Origin of the sequence: Elioraea tepidiphila DSM 17972, from assembly GCF_000378465.1 — a bacterium.
GTDB lineage: Bacteria > Pseudomonadota > Alphaproteobacteria > Acetobacterales > Acetobacteraceae > Elioraea > Elioraea tepidiphila.
The window spans coordinates 25,079-42,774 of record NZ_KB899910.1 but is presented as its reverse complement, the minus strand read 5'-3'; the positions used below and the strand labels follow the sequence as shown (position 1 = coordinate 42,774).

The 17,696-nt window shown below is 71.8% G+C and carries 17 protein-coding genes; 12 read left to right on the top strand and 5 right to left on the bottom strand.

The annotated features are described in order from the left end of the window. Positions 1-54: 54 nt before the first annotated feature. The 4 genes from F563_RS0100185 to F563_RS0100170 are packed head-to-tail and all read left to right on the top strand — an operon-like array spanning position 55 to position 3,746. Positions 55-1,035, top strand: coding sequence for a tripartite tricarboxylate transporter substrate binding protein (locus F563_RS0100185; protein ID WP_019012609.1), 981 nt, complete (start codon positions 55-57; stop codon positions 1,033-1,035). 4 nt (positions 1,036-1,039) lie between these two features. After that, on the top strand, positions 1,040-1,519 hold the full coding sequence (locus F563_RS0100180; RefSeq protein ID WP_019012608.1) for a tripartite tricarboxylate transporter TctB family protein: 480 nt from the start codon (positions 1,040-1,042) through the stop codon (positions 1,517-1,519). Continuing rightward, positions 1,516-3,015, top strand: coding sequence for a tripartite tricarboxylate transporter permease (locus F563_RS0100175; protein WP_019012607.1), 1,500 nt, complete (start codon positions 1,516-1,518; stop codon positions 3,013-3,015). Before F563_RS0100180 ends, F563_RS0100175 begins: the two co-directional genes overlap by 4 nt. After that, the gene (locus F563_RS0100170) at positions 3,012-3,746 is read left to right on the top strand and encodes an SDR family NAD(P)-dependent oxidoreductase (protein WP_019012606.1); all 735 of its coding nucleotides are present in this window, start codon (positions 3,012-3,014) and stop codon (positions 3,744-3,746) included. The genes F563_RS0100175 and F563_RS0100170 overlap by 4 nt, the downstream gene beginning before the upstream one ends. 5 nt (positions 3,747-3,751) lie before the next feature. Here the strand turns inward: F563_RS0100170 and F563_RS21000 are convergent, their stop codons facing one another. After that, the gene (locus tag F563_RS21000; RefSeq protein ID WP_019012605.1) at positions 3,752-4,864 is read right to left on the bottom strand and encodes a glycerol dehydrogenase; all 1,113 of its coding nucleotides are present in this window, start codon (positions 4,862-4,864) and stop codon (positions 3,752-3,754) included. A 468-nt stretch (positions 4,865-5,332) separates the two neighbouring features. Here F563_RS21000 and recA point away from each other — a divergent pair, with 468 nt between their 5' ends. Continuing rightward, on the top strand, positions 5,333-6,367 hold the full coding sequence (recA, locus tag F563_RS0100160; protein ID WP_019012604.1) for a recombinase RecA: 1,035 nt from the start codon (positions 5,333-5,335) through the stop codon (positions 6,365-6,367). Positions 6,368-6,499: 132 nt separating this feature from the next. Here the strand turns inward: recA and F563_RS0100155 are convergent, their stop codons facing one another. The 3 genes from F563_RS0100155 to F563_RS20995 are packed head-to-tail and all read right to left on the bottom strand — an operon-like array spanning position 6,500 to position 11,027. Beyond that, positions 6,500-7,885: an efflux transporter outer membrane subunit gene (locus tag F563_RS0100155; RefSeq protein ID WP_019012603.1), complete on the bottom strand. Its 1,386-nt coding sequence runs from the start codon at positions 7,883-7,885 to the stop codon at positions 6,500-6,502. Further along, positions 7,885-9,855 carry a MacB family efflux pump subunit gene (locus F563_RS0100150; protein ID WP_019012602.1) on the bottom strand — a complete coding sequence of 657 codons (1,971 nt, stop codon included), beginning with the start codon at positions 9,853-9,855 and terminating at the stop codon, positions 7,885-7,887. The genes F563_RS0100155 and F563_RS0100150 overlap by 1 nt, the downstream gene beginning before the upstream one ends. Further along, positions 9,852-11,027 carry an efflux RND transporter periplasmic adaptor subunit gene (locus F563_RS20995; RefSeq protein WP_019012601.1) on the bottom strand — a complete coding sequence of 392 codons (1,176 nt, stop codon included), beginning with the start codon at positions 11,025-11,027 and terminating at the stop codon, positions 9,852-9,854. The genes F563_RS0100150 and F563_RS20995 overlap by 4 nt, the downstream gene beginning before the upstream one ends. Positions 11,028-11,135: 108 nt before the next feature. Here F563_RS20995 and F563_RS0100140 point away from each other — a divergent pair, with 108 nt between their 5' ends. Then, positions 11,136-11,555 (top strand): cytidine deaminase, encoded by a 420-nt coding sequence (locus F563_RS0100140; protein ID WP_019012600.1) that lies wholly within the window; start codon positions 11,136-11,138, stop codon positions 11,553-11,555. Here F563_RS0100140 and F563_RS0100135 read toward each other — a convergent pair. Beyond that, on the bottom strand, positions 11,536-12,579 hold the full coding sequence (locus F563_RS0100135) for a GntR family transcriptional regulator (protein ID WP_019012599.1): 1,044 nt from the start codon (positions 12,577-12,579) through the stop codon (positions 11,536-11,538). The genes F563_RS0100140 and F563_RS0100135 overlap by 20 nt on opposite strands. Positions 12,580-12,697: 118 nt before the next feature. Between F563_RS0100135 and F563_RS0100130 the strand changes: the two genes are divergently transcribed. The 6 genes from F563_RS0100130 (at position 12,698) to ybgC (ending at position 17,680) form a co-directional block, all read left to right on the top strand. Continuing rightward, positions 12,698-13,684 (top strand): C4-dicarboxylate TRAP transporter substrate-binding protein, encoded by a 987-nt coding sequence (locus F563_RS0100130; protein WP_035574305.1) that lies wholly within the window; start codon positions 12,698-12,700, stop codon positions 13,682-13,684. Between the two features lie 29 nt (positions 13,685-13,713). After that, positions 13,714-14,187, top strand: a complete 474-nt coding sequence (locus F563_RS0100125; RefSeq protein ID WP_019012597.1) for a TRAP transporter small permease — start codon at positions 13,714-13,716, stop codon at positions 14,185-14,187. Position 14,188: 1 nt separating this feature from the next. Then, entirely contained in the window at positions 14,189-15,475 is a 1,287-nt protein-coding gene (locus F563_RS0100120; RefSeq protein WP_019012596.1) for a TRAP transporter large permease, read from the top strand. A gap of 153 nt (positions 15,476-15,628) precedes the next feature. After that, positions 15,629-16,237 (top strand): Holliday junction branch migration protein RuvA, encoded by a 609-nt coding sequence (gene ruvA / locus F563_RS0100115; RefSeq protein ID WP_019012595.1) that lies wholly within the window; start codon positions 15,629-15,631, stop codon positions 16,235-16,237. Continuing rightward, a complete protein-coding gene (ruvB, locus tag F563_RS0100110) occupies positions 16,234-17,274 on the top strand; it encodes a Holliday junction branch migration DNA helicase RuvB (protein WP_019012594.1) in 1,041 nt (346 codons plus the stop codon). Before ruvA ends, ruvB begins: the two co-directional genes overlap by 4 nt. After that, the gene (gene ybgC / locus F563_RS0100105) at positions 17,267-17,680 is read left to right on the top strand and encodes a tol-pal system-associated acyl-CoA thioesterase (protein ID WP_019012593.1); all 414 of its coding nucleotides are present in this window, start codon (positions 17,267-17,269) and stop codon (positions 17,678-17,680) included. The genes ruvB and ybgC overlap by 8 nt, the downstream gene beginning before the upstream one ends. The last annotated feature ends 16 nt before the right edge of the window (positions 17,681-17,696 follow it).

Sequence of the window (17,696 nt, the reverse complement as noted above, 5' to 3'; positions counted from 1 at the left end):
GCCACGGCCCGCAGGCAAGGGCCGGAAACCGAAAACGCTGAGGAGACGTTTCGCATGCTGACCCGCCGCACCCTCGGTCGCGTCGCGGCCGCCGCCGGCGCCGCCGCGCTTGCCACCCCCGCGATCGCGCAGGCGCAATGGCCCGCGCGGCCGATCCAGTTCATCGTCCCCTGGGGCGCGGGCGGCGGCACCGACTATCACAGCCGCACGATCGCGACGCTGCTGGAGCGCGAGCTGCGCACGCCCGTGACGGTGGTGAACCGCACCGGCGGGTCGGGCGTGGTCGGCCATTCCGCGATCGCCGAGGCGGCACCCGACGGCTACACGATCGGCGCCGTCACGGTCGAGATCGGCATGATGCACTGGCAGGGCCTGACCCGCCTGACCTGGCGCGACTACACGCCGATCGCGATGATGAACCTCGTCCCGGCGGGCGTGCAGGTCGCGGCCGACAGCCCGTGGAAGACGCTCAAGGACATGATCGACGACATCCGGGCGAATCCGGGCAAGTACAAGTCGTCGGGCACGGGGCAGGGGGGCATCTGGCATCTCGCGATCGCGGGGCTGTTGCAGTCGGTCGGGCTCGCGCCCGACGCGGCCCCCTGGATTCCCTCGGACGGCGCGGCCTCGGGGCTGCGCGAGCTGGTCGCGGGCGGCGTGCACATCGTCCCCTGCGGCATTCCCGAGGCGGCGACCTTGCTGCGCGCCGGGCGTGTGCGCTCGCTCGCGGCGATGATGCCGGAGCGCGTGCCCGCCTTCCCCGACATCCCGACGGTGAAGGAGGCGATCGGCTCCGACTGGACGCTCGCCTCCTATCTCTCGGTGATGGGGCCGAAGGGGATTCCCGAGGCGATCGCGAAGCGGCTCGAGGAGGCCTCGATGAAGGCGATGGGCACGGCCGAGTGGAAGCAGGCCATGGATGCGCGCGGCTTCGGGCTGAGCCCGATGCCGGCCGCCCAGCTCGCCGCCTTCGTCGAGAAGTCGGACAACGACCTCGGCGGCGTGATGAAGGCGCTCGGGCTGGCGCGGTCCTGACCGCTTGAAGCTGTCGGACGCCGCGCTGGGCGTGGTGCTGCTCGGCGCGGCGGCCGCGATCGCGTGGACCGCCCGGGGCTTCCCGGTGGTTCCCGGCCAGGCCTTCGGGCCGTCGCTGTTCCCGGGCGTGATCGCGGCCGGCTTGGCGCTCTGCGCGATCGGGCTGTTCCTGCGCCACGCCCGGGCCGGGCGCGGGGCGCGCTGGATCGAGCCGGGGCCGCTGTTGACCGATCCGCGCGCGCGGCTCGATGCACTGCTCGTGCTGGGCGCGATTGTCGCCTATCTGGCGGTGGCGGAGCGTCTCGGCTTCATTCCCACGGCCGCGGCGATCCTGCTGGTGCTCACGCGCCGGTTCGGTGCGTCGTGGCGGCTCGCGATCGCCACAGCCGTGCTCGGTCCGCTGGCAATCCATCTGATGTTCGCCGAGTGGCTGCGCGTGCCGCTGCCGCTCGGCGTGCTGCTGCATCTCAGGTACGGCGCATGATCGAGGCGCTGCCGCAGGCCTTCGCGCTGCTGCTCCAGCCGCAGACCGTGCTGGTCGGCATCGGCGCCGCCCTGTTCGGCCTGTTCGTCGGCTCGATGCCGGGCCTGTCGGCGACCATGGCGGTCGCGCTGCTGGTGCCGGTGAGCTTCTTCCTCGATCCCGTCACCGCGCTCACCGCCGTGGTGATGACGACCGCGATGGCGATCTTCGCCGGCGACATCCCCGGCGCGCTGATGCGCATTCCGGGCACGCCCGCCTCGGCCGCCTATGTGGACGATGCCTACAACCTGACGAAGCAGGGCAAGCCGGAGCTCGCCCTCGGGATCTGTCTCGTCACCTCGGCGATCGGCGGGCTGTTCGGCACGGCCGTGCTGATCCTGCTCGCCCCGCGCCTCGCCGAGGTCGCGCTGCGCTTCTCGGGGATGGAGTATTTCTGGCTGGTCGCGCTCGGGCTCTCCTGCGCGGTGATGGTCGCGGGGCGCGATCCGCTGAAGGGCGCGGTGAGCCTGCTGATCGGGCTGTTCATCGCCACGATCGGGCAGGACGTGACCTCGGGCTATCCGCGCTTCACCATGGGGTTCGGCAACCTGCTCTCGGGGGTCGCGTTCATTCCGGCCATGGTGGGCATGTTCGCGATCGCCGAGATCCTGCGCAACCTGCCGACCATCCGCAACGCCGCCGAGGTGCAGGTGAGGCGCATCGGCAGCATCCTGCGCGGGACCGGTTCCGTGCTGCGGCGCTACCCGGTGAACATCGTGCGCGGCAACACGATCGGCACGGCGATCGGCATCCTGCCGGGCGCGGGCGCCGACATCGCCGCCTGGATCAGCTACGCCGTCGGCAAGCGCTTCTCGAAGGACCCGGACCGGTTCGGCAAGGGCTCGGAGGAGGGGCTGGTCGATGCGGGGGCGGCCAACAACGCCGCGATCGCCGGCGCCTGGGTGCCGGCGCTGGTGTTCGGCATTCCGGGCGATTCCGTCACGGCGATCGTGATCGGTCTGCTGCTGATGAAGGGATTGCAGCCCGGCCCCGACATCTTCCTGATGAACCCGGAGCAGATCGGCGCGCTGTTCCTCGCCTTCATCATCGCCAATCTGATCATGATCCCGATCGGTCTCGTCGCGATCCGGCTCTGTGCCAAGGTGCTGACCGTGCCGCGCCCGGTGTTGACGCCCCTGATCCTGATCTTCTGCATGGTCGGCTCATTCGCGATCGACAACGATCCCTTCGCGCTGGTGATCATGATGGTGATGGGCATTCTCGCCTGGCTGATGGAGGAGAACGGCATCCCCGTGGCGCCCGCGATCCTCGGCATCGTGCTCGGGGACCAGTTCGAGAAGCACTTCATGACGACGATGATGAAGGGCGACGGCAGCCTCGCCTATTTCGTCTCGCGGCCGATCGCGGCGGTGCTGGCGGCGATCACGGCGGTGGTGTGGCTCACCATCCTGGTCGGACTGGTCCGGCGCGGGCGGCAGCAGGAGGTTCCGGGATGACGACACGCAGCGTGGCGGTGACGGGCGGCAATCGCGGCATCGGCGCGGCCACCGCGCGGCTGTTCGCCGCCGAGGGCTGGCGCGTGGCGATCCTGTACGGCTCGGACCGTGCGGCCGCCGAGGCGACGCTCGGTTCGCTCGCGGGCGAGGGGCACCTGATGGTGCAGGCCGATGTCGCCGACAGCGCGTCGGTCGCGGCCGCCGCGGCGACGGTCGGCACCGCGTTCGGCGCGCTCGATGCGCTGGTGAACAACGCCGGCTGGACCCGGCCGGTGCCGCATCACGATCTCGACGCGCTGGACGATGCGCTGATCGAGCGCGTGTTCCGCATCAACGCGATGGGGCCGCTCTACTGCGCGCGCTCCTTCGTCCCGCTGCTCCGCAAGCGCGAGCCCGCGGTGATCGTGAACCTCTCCTCGGTCGCGGCGCGGCGCGGGCAGGGGAGCAGCGTCGCCTACTGCGCGGCGAAGGCGGCGGTCGATACGATGACGATCAGCCTCGGCCGCGCGCTCGCGCCGGCGATCCGCGTGGTGGCGGTCGCTCCCGGGCCGGTCGATACCGACATGGCGCGGATGTGGACACCGGAGCAGCACGCGGCGATCGGCGCCGCGACCCCGCTCGGCTGGGCCAAGCCCGAGGAGATCGCGGTGACGATCTATGCCGCGGTGACGATGATGCCGAAGGTGACGGGCACGACCATCCTCGCCGATGGCGGCCGGGCGCTAGTGTAGCGGAGCTACGCCGCGGCGAGCGGCAGCGTCTTCGCCCGGCGCGTCCCTTCCGCATCGACCGCCCGCAGCGCCGCCACCACGCGGCGCGGGTTCACCATGTGCGGCTCGTTCCAGATCGTCTCGCCCTCGGCGCAGGCGCGTTCGGCCACCCGCATCAGCGCCGCGTCGTCCACGTCGCCGAGCCCGATCGCGGCGAGCGTCGTCGGCAGCCCGACCGACTCGCAGAAGCCGAACACCTCGTCGATCAGCGCCGGCTTGCGGTCGGCCAGCATGAGCAGCGCGAGCGTGCCGATCGCCACCTTCTCGCCGTGCCAGTAGGCGTGAGTCTCGTGCAGCACGGTGAGCCCGTTGTGGATCGCGTGCGCCGCCGCCAGTCCGCCGCTCTCGAAGCCGAGCCCCGACAGCAGCGTGTTCGCCTCGACGATGTGCTCCAGCGCCGGTGTGACCACCTGCTGGGCGCAGGCGGCCTTCGCCAGCACGCCGTATTGCAGCAGCGTGTCGTAGCAGAGCCGGGCGAGCGCATAAGCCGTCATCGGCCCGAGCCGGCCGGTCATGTTTGCGCCGCGCTTGATGCGGCAATCCTCGGCCTCGAACCAGGTCGAGAGCGCATCGCCCATGCCGGCGACCAGGAAGCGCACCGGCGCGCGCGCGATCACGCCCGTATCCACCAGCACGAGGGCGGGGTTGTGCGGCAGGATCAGGTAGCGCTTGAACGCGCCCTCGGGCGTGTAGATCACCGAGAGGGCGGAGGTCGGCGCATCGGTCGAGGCGATGGTCGGCACGATCGCGACCGGCAGGCCGAGGCTGTGCGCGACCGCCTTGGCGGTGTCGAGCGCCTTGCCGCCACCGATGCCGGCGATCACCTCGGCGCCCGAGCCCTTGGCGATCCCGGCGAGGCGGGCGATCTCCTCGTCGCTGCACTCGCCGCCGAACCGCTCCCAGGCGAGCGCGACCTTGCCAGCGAGCCCGGCCTCGATCTCGGGCTTGAGCGTGTCGGCGGCGAAGGGGTCCATCACGGCGAAGCCGCGCGTGCCGAACCGGGCGAGTTCCTCGCCCAGCACCGCGAGCGCGCCCTCGCCCTGCACGTAGCGGCCCGGAAAGATGGCGGTCGTCAGCATCGTGTCCTCCTCCGATCGGTCGGGCCGCAAGGGACACGAACGGGCGCGCGCCTGTCTTGAGCGAGGTCAAGCGCGGACCGGAGTTCACCGAAGCGTCATGCGCGGCGGGCAAAAAAGAGGGGCGCGACCGAAGCCGCGCCCCCGAGTGGCAGCATTCTTTGGGGGGCTGCCGCGCCGACCGCAGCGGGGAGGAGCCGGGCCGTGCGCCATGGACCAGTGCGGTCCGTCGGGGCCTATGTGCGCAGCAAAGAGTTTCGGATGCGTTGCTGTGGATCATGAGGGAGGTTTCAGGTCGAAACCTCACGCTTCTGTGATCGCCAGCGCCATCGCCTGACTCGGAACAAAGCGTGGACAGTCACCACGCGATCCGATGCGACGCGGCCCGGACGCTGTGGTAAGGAGCGCGAACACGCGATCGCCCGGCATCACCCGAGGTTGAGCCTCCGAGACGGCAGGACAGAGACGGACATGGACAAGAACAAGGCGCTCGACCAGGCGCTCCAGCAGATCGAGCGGGCCTTCGGCAAGGGCTCGGTGATGCGCATGGGCGGGCGCGACACCACCGAGGCGATCGAGGTGATCCCGACGGGCTCGCTCGGGCTCGACCTCGCCCTCGGCATCGGCGGCATCCCGCGCGGGCGCATCATCGAGATCTACGGGCCGGAGAGCTCGGGCAAGACCACGCTCGCGCTGCATTGCGTGGCCGAGGCGCAGAAGCGCGGCGGCACCTGCGCCTTCATCGATGCCGAGCACGCCCTCGACCCGGTCTATGCCCGCAAGCTCGGCGTGGATGTGGACAACCTGCTGATCAGCCAGCCCGATTCGGGCGAGCAGGCACTGGAGATTGCCGACACCCTGGTGCGCTCCGGCGCGATCGATGTGCTGGTGGTCGACTCGGTCGCCGCCCTCGTGCCGCGCGCCGAGCTCGAGGGCGAGATGGGCGACAGCCATGTCGGCCTGCACGCGCGGCTGATGAGCCAGGCGCTGCGCAAGCTCACCGGCAGCGTCAGCCGCAGCCGCACGACGCTGATCTTCCTCAACCAGATCCGCCTGAAGATCGGCGTGATGTTCGGCAATCCGGAGACGACGACGGGCGGCAACGCCTTGAAATTCTACGCGTCCATCCGGATGGAGATCCGCCGCATCGGCGCGATCAAGGACCGCGACGAGGTGGTCGGCAACCAGACCCGGGTGAAGGTGGTGAAGAACAAGCTCGCCCCGCCCTTCCGCCAGGTCGAGTTCGACATCACCTATGGCGAGGGCATCAGCAAGACCGGCGAACTCGTTGATCTTGGGGTAAAAGCCGGGGTGGTCGAGAAGTCGGGTGCGTGGTTCAGCTTCGACTCCCAGCGGATCGGCCAGGGCCGCGAGAACGCCAAGGCCTTCCTGCGCGACCACCCGGAGGTGGCGGCCAAGATCGAGGAGCGCATCCGTGCCCAGGCCGGCATGGTCGCGAATGCGCTGATGGCCGAGGGCGGCGAGGAGGCCGAGGCGGCCGAGTAATGCCCGGCTGCCAAAGGTTCGACCTTTGGCGGCCGGGTATCGCGCGTGGGGCTGGCGGGGCGGCCACGCGCGAACGAAACCCGTCATGCCGGCCTGCCGAGGGTGAAACCTTCGGCAGGCCGGTATGAGCGCTCAGGAGCGGGCGGCGAGTTCGGCCGGGCGGGACCAGCCGCCGCCGAGCGCGCGGTACAGCGCCACCGCGGCGAGATAGCGCGTCAGGTCGGCCTGCGAGAGCTGGTCGGTCGCGGCCAGGAATGCCTGCTGGGCCTGGAGCACGGTGATGAAGTCGCTGTCGCCGGCGTTCCAGCGCAGCTCGGCGATCGCATAGGCGCGCTGCGCGGCCTCGTAGGCGGTGCGGCGGAGCGCGTGCGACTCGCGGGCCGCGCGCGAGACCGCGAGCGCATCCTCCACCTCCTGGAACGCGGTCAGGATCGCGGCGGCGTAGCTGTGGCCCAGCTCGCGCATCCGCGCGGTGGCGCGATCCTCGGCCGCGGCGAGCCGCCCGCCCTGGAACACGGGGGCGAGGATCGAGGCCGAGATCACGGTCACCAGCCGCTCCATGGTGAACAGCCCGGCGAGATCGGGCGCAAGCCGATCCGCCGAGACGGTCAGGCGCAGCCCGGGATAGCGCGCGGCGCGCGCGGCCTCGGCATCGAACCCGGCCGAGACAAGCTGCGCCTCGGCGCGCGCGAGATCGGGGCGGCGCGCGAGCAGGTCGGTCGGCAGCCCGGCCTCCACCGGCGGCAGCCGGAGCGGGGCGAGCGAGCGGGCGGCGACCGCGAGCTGGTCCGGCCGGCGGCCGAGCAGCACCGCGAGCGCGTGGCGCTGCTGCGCCTCCTGGCCGGTGAGATCCGCGAGCTGCGCCTCCTGCGAGGCGACTGCGCTCAACTGGCGCTGGATGTCGAGCTCCGAGGCGCCGCCCGCGCCGGCCTGGGCCTGGACGATGCCGAGGATGCGCCGCGCCGCGACCAGGGTCTCGGCCGCGAGGTCGCGCCGCGCGCGGATCGCGACGAGCTGGAAATAGGTCGCTGCGGTCGCCGCCGTGATCGAGAGGGCCAGCGCATCGCGGTCGAACCCGCTCGCCAGCAGATCGGCCGCGCCCGCGCGCGCGTTGGCGCGCAGCCGGCCCCAGAGATCGGCATCCCACGAGACCGTCCCGCCGACCGAGAGGCTGGTGCTGCCGCCCGTGCTGCCGCGCCGGCGCGAGGCCCCGCCATCGAGATCGAGCCAGGGGAACAGCGGCGCGGCATCGATGCGCGCGCCGGCCTCGGCCTGGAGCACCCGCTCGGCCGCGCCGCGCAGGTCCTGGTTGTTCTCGCGCGCCGCCAGGATCAGCGCGTCGAGCTCGGCGCTGCCGAAGCCGCGCCACCACTCGGCGTCGGGCCAGGCGGTCGGCGCATCGATCGGCGCGTTGGCGTACTGATCCGCCGCGCCCAGCGTGTAGATCGGCAGGGGGATGCGGGCGCATCCCGTGGCGACACCTGCGGCCGCCAGCAGCAGGGTCGCGCGCCGCCGCATCACTCGTTCGCCAGCGCCCGCACGGGATCGAGCCCGGCCGCCTTGCGCGCCGGCAGATAGCCGGCCGCGAGCCCGGTCAGGCAGGCCGAGGCGAGCGCGAGCACGACCGTGATCGGCTCGACCACGATCGGCCAGGCGAGCGCCTCCAGCACGGCCGTGCCGGCGAGGCCGATCGCCGCGCCGACCAGCCCGCCCGCGGTGCAGATCATCAGCGCCTCCAGGCTGAACTGGCGCAGCACGTCGCGCCGCCGCGCGCCCACGGCCATGCGCAGCCCGATCTCGCGGGTCCGCTCGGTGACGCTCACCAGCATGATGTTCATCACGCCGATGCCGCCGACCAGCAGCGAGACGAGCGCGATCGCGCCGAGCATGGCGGTCGCGCCGTCGCGCGAGGCGGTGACGGTGGCGAGGATCTGCGCGGTGTTGCGCACCTGGAAGTCGATCGCGCCATGGCGTTCGGCGAGCAGCGCGGTCACGGCCTCCTGGGTCGCGTCGACCTGGCGCGTGTCCGCCACCTGCACGGTGATGCTCTGCACATGGCGCTGGCCGTGCAGGCGCAGGCTCGCGGTGGAGAGCGGCACGAACAGCACATCGTCCTGGTCCCGCCCCCAGGAATTGGCGCCGCGCGCCTCCAGCAGGCCGATCACCTGGAACGGCACCGTGTTCACCAGCACGTAGCGGCCGAGCGGATCGTCATCCCCGAACAGGTTGCGCGCGACCGTCTGGCCGAGCACCGCGACCGCGGCGTAGCGCGCGATCTCGGCCTCGCCGAAGAACGCGCCGCGCGCGAGCGCCCAGTTTCGCACCTGCGGCAGATCCGGCGTGGTCGCCTGGGCGGTGGTGCGCAGGTCGTTGCCCGCGCCGCGCAGCGTGACCGTGGTGGAGTACTCCGAGATCGCGGCGCGCACGTTCGGCAGCGCCGTGATCGCCGCGCGGTCGGCGTCGATCAGCGTCGCGGTGACGCCGTCGGCCGAGCGGACATTGCGCGCGCCGGCGGTGATGGTGAGCAGATCGGGACCGAGATGGCTCAGCCGTTGCAGCATCGCCTCCTTCTCGCCGTTGCCGATCGCCAGCATGATGATCACCGAGGCGATGCCGATGACGATGCCGAGCAGCGTCAGCGCCGTGCGCAGGATGTTGGCGCCGAGCGCGCGCGTGGCCGTGCGCAGCGTGTCGAGCGCGCGCGGCGCGCCGCCCTTCGGCAACGCCGATCCGTTCCCGGCTTCACGCAGCGACGGCACCGCGCCGCTGTCCGAGACGATGCGGCCGTCGCGCAGGCGGATCTGCCGCTCGGCCTGTCCGGCCAGTTCCTCGGCGTGGGTGACCAGGATGATGGTGTGCCCGGCGCGGTGCAGCTCGTGCAGGATCCCCATCACCTCGGCGCCGGTGCGCGAGTCGAGCGCGCCGGTCGGCTCGTCGGCGAGGATGATGTCGCCGCCGTTCATGAGCGCGCGCGCGATCGACACCCGCTGCTGCTGCCCGCCCGAGAGCTGGGTCGGGCGATGGCCGAGCCGCTCGGCGAGCCCGAGCCGGCCGAGCTGGTCGGCCGCGCGCATGTGCCGCTCCGCGCCCGACAGCCCGGCATAGAGCGCGGGCAGGGCCACGTTCTCGACCGCGCTCAGCGTCGGGATCAGGCTGTATTGCTGGAAGATGAAGCCGATCCGCTCGCGCCGCACCGCGGCGAGCGCATCGCTGTCGAGCGTGCCGACCTCCTCGCCCGCGAGCGCGTAGCTGCCGCTGCTCGGCCGGTCGAGCAGGCCGATCAGGTTCATCAGCGTCGTCTTGCCCGAGCCCGAGGGGCCGAGCAGGGCGACGAACTCGCCCTGGTGGATGTCGAGATCGACGGCATCGAGCGCGGTGACGGCGGTCGCCCCCTCGCCGAACACGCGCGACACGCCACGCAGCGCAATGAGCGGCGTGCGCGCCTTGGCGCCCTGGTGGCGCGCGAGATCGGGCAGCAGCGTGGTCATCGCATCGGCACCCGCGGCGGCCGTTGGGTCTGCTGCTGCGGTCCGGGTGCTGCGCGCTCGTTCAGCACCACGCGCTCGCCCTCCGCGAGCCCGGCACGGACCTCGGCGCTCACGCGGTCGGTCACGCCGATCGTCACCTCGCGCGGCTCGATCGCGCCGTCGGGGCCGAGCACGCGCACGCGCCGCACGCTCGGGTCGGCGCCGCGGCGCGGCGGGTCGAGCGCGCTCGCCGGCACGGTCAGCACGCCGCGCGCATGCGCGCGCACGAAGAACACCTGCGCGGTCATCTGCGGCAACAGTGCGCCGTCGCGGTTCGGGATGTCGAACAGCGCCTGGTAGAGCACGACGTTGTTGACGATCTCCGGCGTCGGATAGATCTGGCGCAGGGTCGCCTGGTAGACCCGTTCCGGCGAGCCGAGCGTGCTGAAGCGGATCGGCATGCCGGGCGAGAGGCGCGGCTGATCCGCCTCGGACACCTGCGCCGTCACCGTCATGCTGCTGAGATCGGCGATCCGCATCAGGATCGGCGCGTTCATGTTCGCGTTCAGCATCTGGCCTTCGGTCGCGGTCAGGCTGACCACGGTGCCGTCCATCGGCGCGACGATGCGGGTGAAGGAGAGGATCGCGCGATCGGCGGTGAGCCGGCTCTCCTGCGCGGCGATCTGCGCGTGGGTCTGCGCGATCAGCGCCTCGCGCTCGCGCAGTTGCGCCTGCACCGTCTCCAGCGCGTCGCGGCTGGTCGCATTGGCAGCGAACATGCGCTGCTGGCGCTGCACCTGGAGCGTGAGCAGGTCGCGGTTCGCCTCGTGCTGGGTCAGCAGCGCGCGCAGGCGTTGCAGCTCGGCCTCGCCGGTGCGGACATTCGCCTGGGTGGTGCGCGCATCGATCTCGGCGAGCAGGTCGCCCGCGGAGACCTGGTCACCGATCGACACGTGCAGGCGCTGGAGCTGGCCCGAGACCTGCGCGCCGACATCGACATAGCGGCGCGGCTGGAGCGAGCCGAGGGCGGCGATCTGGTCGAGCACGTCGCCGCGCGCGACCGTGGCGGTCGGGGCCGCGCGTTCGCCGCGGTCCTGCGAGGTGACGGGCCCGTGCAGCGCCACGACCATCGCGGCGAGGGCCACGAGGGCGAGGACGGCCGAGCCCGTGCGGGTAAGGGCGCGTCGGGTCATGCACCAATGATAGCCCGGCCATGGCGGGTCGGACGTCACGAAGGGTAACCGAGCGTAAGGGCGGGCGGGGCTGTGCTAGAGCTTGGCCGGCGAACCCTTGGAGGCCCCGTGGCGCCCGATACCGGACTGACCGACCTGCTCTCGCCGACCGATCGCGCGCTGATCACCGCGGCGGAGGAGGTGGTGCGGCTGCGCTACCGCTACGGCCGGCACTCGGTCGGTGCGGCGCTGCGCGGGGCTTCGGGGCGGGTGTTCGTGGCCGTCAATCTCGACGCGACGGTCGGTCGTGCGGCCATCTGCGCCGAGGCGATCGCACTCGGCGAGGCGGTGATGGCGGGCGAGACGGTGGCGCTCGTCGCGGCGGTGCGCCATCCGCGCCCGGACGAGGGGGGCGGGCCGATGCTGGTCTCGCCCTGCGGCCTCTGCCGCGAACTGCTGCTCGACTACGCGCCCGAGGCAGAGGTTCTCGTGCCGGGCCAGGGCAGGGTGACCTTGCGCGCGCTGCTGCCTAGTCCGTATCGCCGCTGACGCGCGCGCGGTCCTCGCTGCCCTCGGGCAGCTTCTCCAGATAGGGCAGGGGGGCGGGGCGCGGCGCCTCGGCGACCTGCGCGATGCGCGCGAGCGCGCGGCCGAGCGAGGCGCGCAAATGCTGCTCCAGCGCCGCCGCCGCGCTCTCGATGTCGCCAGCCTCCAGCGCGGTGACCACGGCGAGGTGCTCGGGCAGGAACGGCTCGGTCGGGTAGAGCCGCGGCACCCAGTCATACAGGAAGGAGTGCGCCACCAGCAGCGACTGATAGAGCCGGAGCGAGTCCATCAGCGTCCGGCTGGTGCAATGGCCGAGCAGGCGCAGATGCAGATCGGCCTCCAGCTCGTCGAGCGCGCGGCCGTCCAGCGTCTCGGCGCGCGCGGCGGCCTCCTCCAGCCGCCGGCGCATCGCGCTGACGAAACCCGACGGTACCGAGGGCATCGCCTTGCGCAGCGCCACCGGTTCCAGCAGCCAGCGCAGTTCGTAGAGCTCGCCGACATGCTCGGGTGTCAGCGCCGGCGCGTACCAGCGCCCCCGCCCGTCGCGCCGGATCACGCCGCGCTGGTTGAGCCGCGCGATCATCTCGCGCGCGACCGTGCGGCTGACGCCGTAGTGGCGCGCGAGCTCGGTCTCGATCACGCGCCAGCCCGCGACCGCGGTGCGGGCGATGATCGCGCGCTCGACCTCCGGGTAGAAGCGCTGCCAGCTCGCCGCCGCTTCCAGCCGCACGGGCGTCAGCGGCGCTGGCTCGGCATCGCGGCTCGGACGGCCGCGCACGCGGTAGCCGTGCCCCTCGGCGCGGCGCACCAGGCCCAGCAGCTCGAGCCGCGCGAGCGCCTGGCGGGCAGGCGCGCGGCTGATGCCGAACTGGCGGGCGAGATGCGATTCGAGCAGCAACGTGCCGGCGGGCAGGGCGCCCTCGGCGATGCGCGCGGCCAGGATGTCGAAGGTGCGTTCGTGCAGCCGGGGCGCGGCGCCGGTCAGGTGGCCGGGCTCGGCACGCGGCGTGTTCGTCGGTTTGGCCATGCTTGCCGCTCGATGCCTCCGTGGCTAGTGTACACACAAGACACAGGCCATGCAGCCCGCCGCGGCGGCGCGGAGGCTGGCACGGCAACCAGCCGGCAACCCGGCATCAGGAGGGAAGATGAAAACGTCCAAGCTCGGAATGGCGGCCGCGGTCGCGGCGCTGGTGGCGGCAACGGCGCCGGACGCCCTGGCGCAGGAGCGCTTCACGCTCCGTTTCAACCATGTGCTCGGCCCGAGCGAGCCCTATCACCAGGGCTTCCAGACCTGGGCGCAGCGCGTGCGCGAGCGCACCAACGGCGGGCTGACCGTGCAGGTGTTCCATTCCGCCCAGCTCGGCGTCGAGGAGGACATCATCGAGCAGATCCGCCAAGGCGCCAATATCGGCCAGAACACGGACAGCGCGCGGCTCGGCAACTACGTCAAGGGCATCGCCGTGATGAACGGCCCCTATTTCGCCGAGACGATCGAGGATGTCGCGAAGGTCGCCGACTCGCCCACGGTGAAGGGCTGGGTGACGGAGCTCGCGAACCAGCACGGGCTCCAGGTCGTGTGTTTCGACTGGGTGCAGGGCCAGCGCCACTTCTTCACCAACCGGCCGGTCCGTCGGCCGGAGGATCTGGCGGGGTTGCGCATCCGCACCCCGCCCGGGCCGATCTGGCAGGAGTCGATCCGCGCGCTCGGCGCCGCCCCGGTCGCGATGGCGTTCGGCGAGATGTATCCGGGTCTGCAACAGCGCGCGATCGACGGCGTCGAACTCGTCTGGAACAACATCCCCGCCGGCCGCTTCAACGAGGTGCTGCGCTACGCCAACGAGACCCGCCACATCCTGCTGATCAACTTCCAGGTGGTCAGCGCGCGCTGGTTCCAGCGCCTGCCGGGCGCGTTCCAGACCGCGCTGGTCGAGGAGTGCCGCAAGGCGGGGCAGGAGACCTCGCGGCGGATCGTCGAGCTGGAGGGGCAGGTGCGCGCGCAGCTGCAACAGCGCGGCATGACGGTCGTCAGCGACATCGACATCGAGGCGTTCAAGCGCGCCGGCGCGCGCGCCTACGAGGTGCTCGGCATCACCGACGCCTTCCAGGCCGTGCAGCGCGAGATGCGCCGCTGACGCGAGGCCGGTGATGGCGGGACGGCCGCATGGCTGAGTTCTACCGCCGGCTCTGCCGCGCGGAGGCCGTCATCGCCGGAACCTTCCTGGTGCTGATGGTCGTCCTGGTGTTCACGGGTGGTGTGGCGCGCATGCTGCACCACCCGCTGAACTGGACGATCGACCTCGCCACCTGCCTGTTCGCCTGGGCCTGCTTCCTCTGCGCCGACATCGCCTGGCGCAACAACGCCCTCGTCTCGATCGCGCTGGTGACCGACCGGCTGCCGCCGCGCTGGCGGATCGCGGTGATGCGGCTGAACTACCTGCTGATCGCGGCCTTCCTGGTCTATATCGCGATCGTGGGCGCGCATCTCGCCTGGGTCGGCCGCGCGCGCGCGTTCCAGGGCATTCCCGGCATCAGCTACTCCTGGGTGACGGCGAGCCTTCCTGCCGGCGCGCTGCTGCTGCTGATCACGACGCTGCTGAAGTTCCGCGCGCTCGGCCGCGAGCCCGTGCGCGCCTGAGATGTTGCTCGTCGTCATCGCCTTCGCGGTGCTGATGCTGATGGGCATGCCGGTCGCCTTCGCGATCGCGATCTCGGGCACGCTGTTCTTCCTCCAGAACCTCGACCTGCCGGTGTTCATCCCGGTGCAGGTGACCGTCTCGCAGACGCAGAACTTCGCGCTGCTGGCGATACCGCTGTTCATCCTCGCCGGCAATTTCCTCAACAAGGCGGGCATCACCGCGCGGCTGCTGACGCTCGCGACCGTGCTCGCGGGGCGGATGCGCGGCGGGCTCGCGCAGGTCTCGGTGGTGCTGTCGGCGCTGATGGGCGGCGTGTCGGGCTCGGCGATCGCGGATGCCTCGATGCAGTCGCGCATGCTCGGCCATGAGATGGTCCGGCGCGGCATGAGCCGCGGCTTCGCCGCCGGCGTGCTCTCCTTCGGCTCCCTGCTGACGCCGGTGATCCCGCCCGGGATCGGCATGATCCTCTATGGCTCGATCGGCCAAGTCTCGATCGGGCGGCTGTTCGCGGCCGGGTTCGTGCCGGCCGCCCTGCTCTGGGTGGCGCTCGCGGCCTCGATCGCGCTGACGGCGCGGCGGCGTGGCTATCCGCCCGAGCGCGAAGCACCACCGAGCGCGGGCGAGGTGGTCCGCGCCTTCCGCGGCGGCATCTGGGCGCTGCTGTTCCCGGTGTTCCTGCTGTTCGGCCTGCGCATGGGCGTGTTCACGCCCTCCGAGATCGGCGCCTTCGCGGTGGTCTATGCCCTCGTCGTCGGCATCGTGATCCACCGCGAGATGCGCGGACGGTCGTTCCTGGAGGCGCTGGAGCAGAGCCTCACCGACATCGGCGCGGTGATGTTCCTGATCGCGCTCTCGGCGATCTTCACCTACGGCATCGTGCTGGAGCAGATCCCGGATGTGGTCTCGGGCGCGTTGCTGTCGGTGTCGGAGGATCTGCCGCTGGTGATGGCGCTGATCGTGCTGTTCGTGCTGGCGATCGGCTTCTTCGTCGATGCGACCGTGCTGATCATCATGCTGACCCCGGTGTTCCTGCCGCTGGTGCGCAGCCTCGGCGGCGATCCGGTGCATTTCGGCATCGTCTTCATCATCGCCGCGACCATCGGAAACTTCACCCCGCCGGTGGGGGCGGCGATGTATGCCGTCTGTTCGATCATGCGCGTGCCGGTCGGCGAGTACACGATCGAGTCGCTGCCGCTGCTGGTCGCGGTCTCGGCGGCGACGCTGCTGCTGATCCTGATGCCCGGCGCGGTCGTCTTCGTGCCCGACCTGATCTTCGGGCGGTTCTGATACGCGCGCGGGGCTGGTGGGGCGGCCGCGCGACCGCAACCCGGCCCCCGGCTCGCTTGGACAGTGCTCCGGTTTTCGCTACAACCCGCCCATGCGCCAGCGCCCCCCGAGTCGCCTCGCCGCCGGCGGCCCGGATCGCCGGACCGGGCGGCGATGATCGGCCGTCTCTCCGGAACGATCGTCGCGGCCGACGCCGAGGGCGTGCTGATCGACGTCAACGGCGTGGGCTACGTGGTCGGTGTCTCGACCCGCACCCTCGCGTCCCTGCCGCCGCCGGGCGCGCCGGCCACCCTCGCGATCGAGACCATGGTGCGCGAGGACGCGATCACGCTCTACGGCTTCCTTGACGCGACCGAGCGCGCCGCTTTCCGCACCCTGCTGACCGTGCAGGGGGTGGGCGCGAAGGTGGCACTCGCGCTGCTCGGCGCCTTCTCGCCCGGCCAGATCGCCGCCGCGATCGCCACCGGCGACGCGAAGACGCTGACCCGTGCCTCCGGCGTGGGTGCCCGGCTCGCGGCCCGGCTGGTGACGGAGCTGAAGGGCAAGCCCGGCTTCACCGGCGCGGAGGCGATCCCGGTCGCGGCATCCGTACCCGCCCCGCCCGCCGATCCGCTGCTCGCGGATGCGGTCTCCGCGCTCGCCAATCTCGGCTATCGCCGCGCCGAGGCCGAACCCGCGCTTGCGGCTGCCCGCAGGCGCATGGGTGAGGCCGCCTCGGTCGAGGCGCTGATCCGCGAAGGGCTGAAGGCGCTCGCCCGATGACCGACCGGCTCACCGACCCGGAAGCGCGCGGCGATGATCTCGGCGAGGCGTCGCTGCGTCCCACGCGGCTCGACGACTTCATCGGCCAGGCCCAGGCCAAGGCCAATCTCGCCGTGTTCGTGCAGGCGGCGCGCGCGCGCGGCGAGGCGCTCGATCACGTGCTGCTGCACGGGCCGCCCGGCCTCGGCAAGACCACGCTCGCGCAGATCGTCGCGCGCGAGCTCGGTGTGGGCTTCCGCGCCACCTCCGGCCCGGTGATCCAGCGCTCGGGCGACCTCGCCGCGATCCTGACCAACCTGAACCCGCGCGACGTGCTGTTCATCGACGAGATCCACCGCCTCCAGCCGGCGATCGAGGAAGTGCTCTACCCGGCGATGGAGGATTTCCGGCTCGACCTGATCATCGGCGAGGGGCCGGCGGCGCGCACGGTGCGCATCGACCTCCAGCCCTTCACCCTGATCGGCGCGACCACGCGCTCGGGGCTGGTCGCGACGCCCTTGCGCGACCGCTTCGGCATTCCGCTGCGCCTCACCTTCTACACGCCCGAGGAGCTGCTCGGCATCGTCCGGCGTGGTGCGGCGCTGCTCGACCTCGACCTGACCGAGGATGGCGCGGCCGAGATCGCGCGCCGCTCGCGCGGCACGCCCCGCATCGCCGGGCGCCTGCTCCGCCGCGTGCGCGACTTCGCCGCGGTGGACGGCACGGCGCGGGTGGATGCCCGCGCCGCCGACGCCTCGCTCACCCGGCTGGAGGTCGATGCGCGCGGGCTCGATGCGATGGACCGGCGCTACCTCCGCCTGATCGCCGAGCGCCACGGCGGCGGCCCGGTCGGGGTCGAGACGCTCGCCGCCGCGCTCGCCGAGGCGCGGGACGCCATCGAGGACGTGATCGAGCCCTATCTGATCCAGGAGGGGTTCGTGTTGCGCACCCCGCGCGGGCGCGTGCTCGGCGAGGCCGGCTGGCGCCATCTGGGACTCATGCCGCCCAAGGGGTTCCAGGCCGATCTGCTCTCGGCGGCGGACGACACGGATGGGTGAGCAGCCGGCCCATCGCTTCGCGCTGCGCGTGTATTTCGAGGACACGGATGCCGGCGGCGTGGTCTACCACGCGTCATACCTGCGTTTCGCCGAGCGCGCGCGCACGGAGTGGCTGCGGGATCTCGGCCTTCCGCACCGGCAGTTGATCGACGAGTCGGGGCTGATCTTCGTCGTCAAGCGTCTCTCGATCGAGTATCACCGCCCCGCGCGATTGGACGAGTCGCTGGTGGTCGAGACCCGGGTGGCGGGGATCGGCGGCGCGTCCGTGGAGCTCCGGCAGGAGATCGGCCGGGGCGGGGAGGGGATCGCGACGCTCGATGTGGCGCTGGCGTGCGTCAGGCTCGCGACGGGGCGGCCTGAGCGCATTCCGGCCACACTTCGCGCGTTGATCCACCCGGTGTCGTGAGGGCTTGACCGAGGAT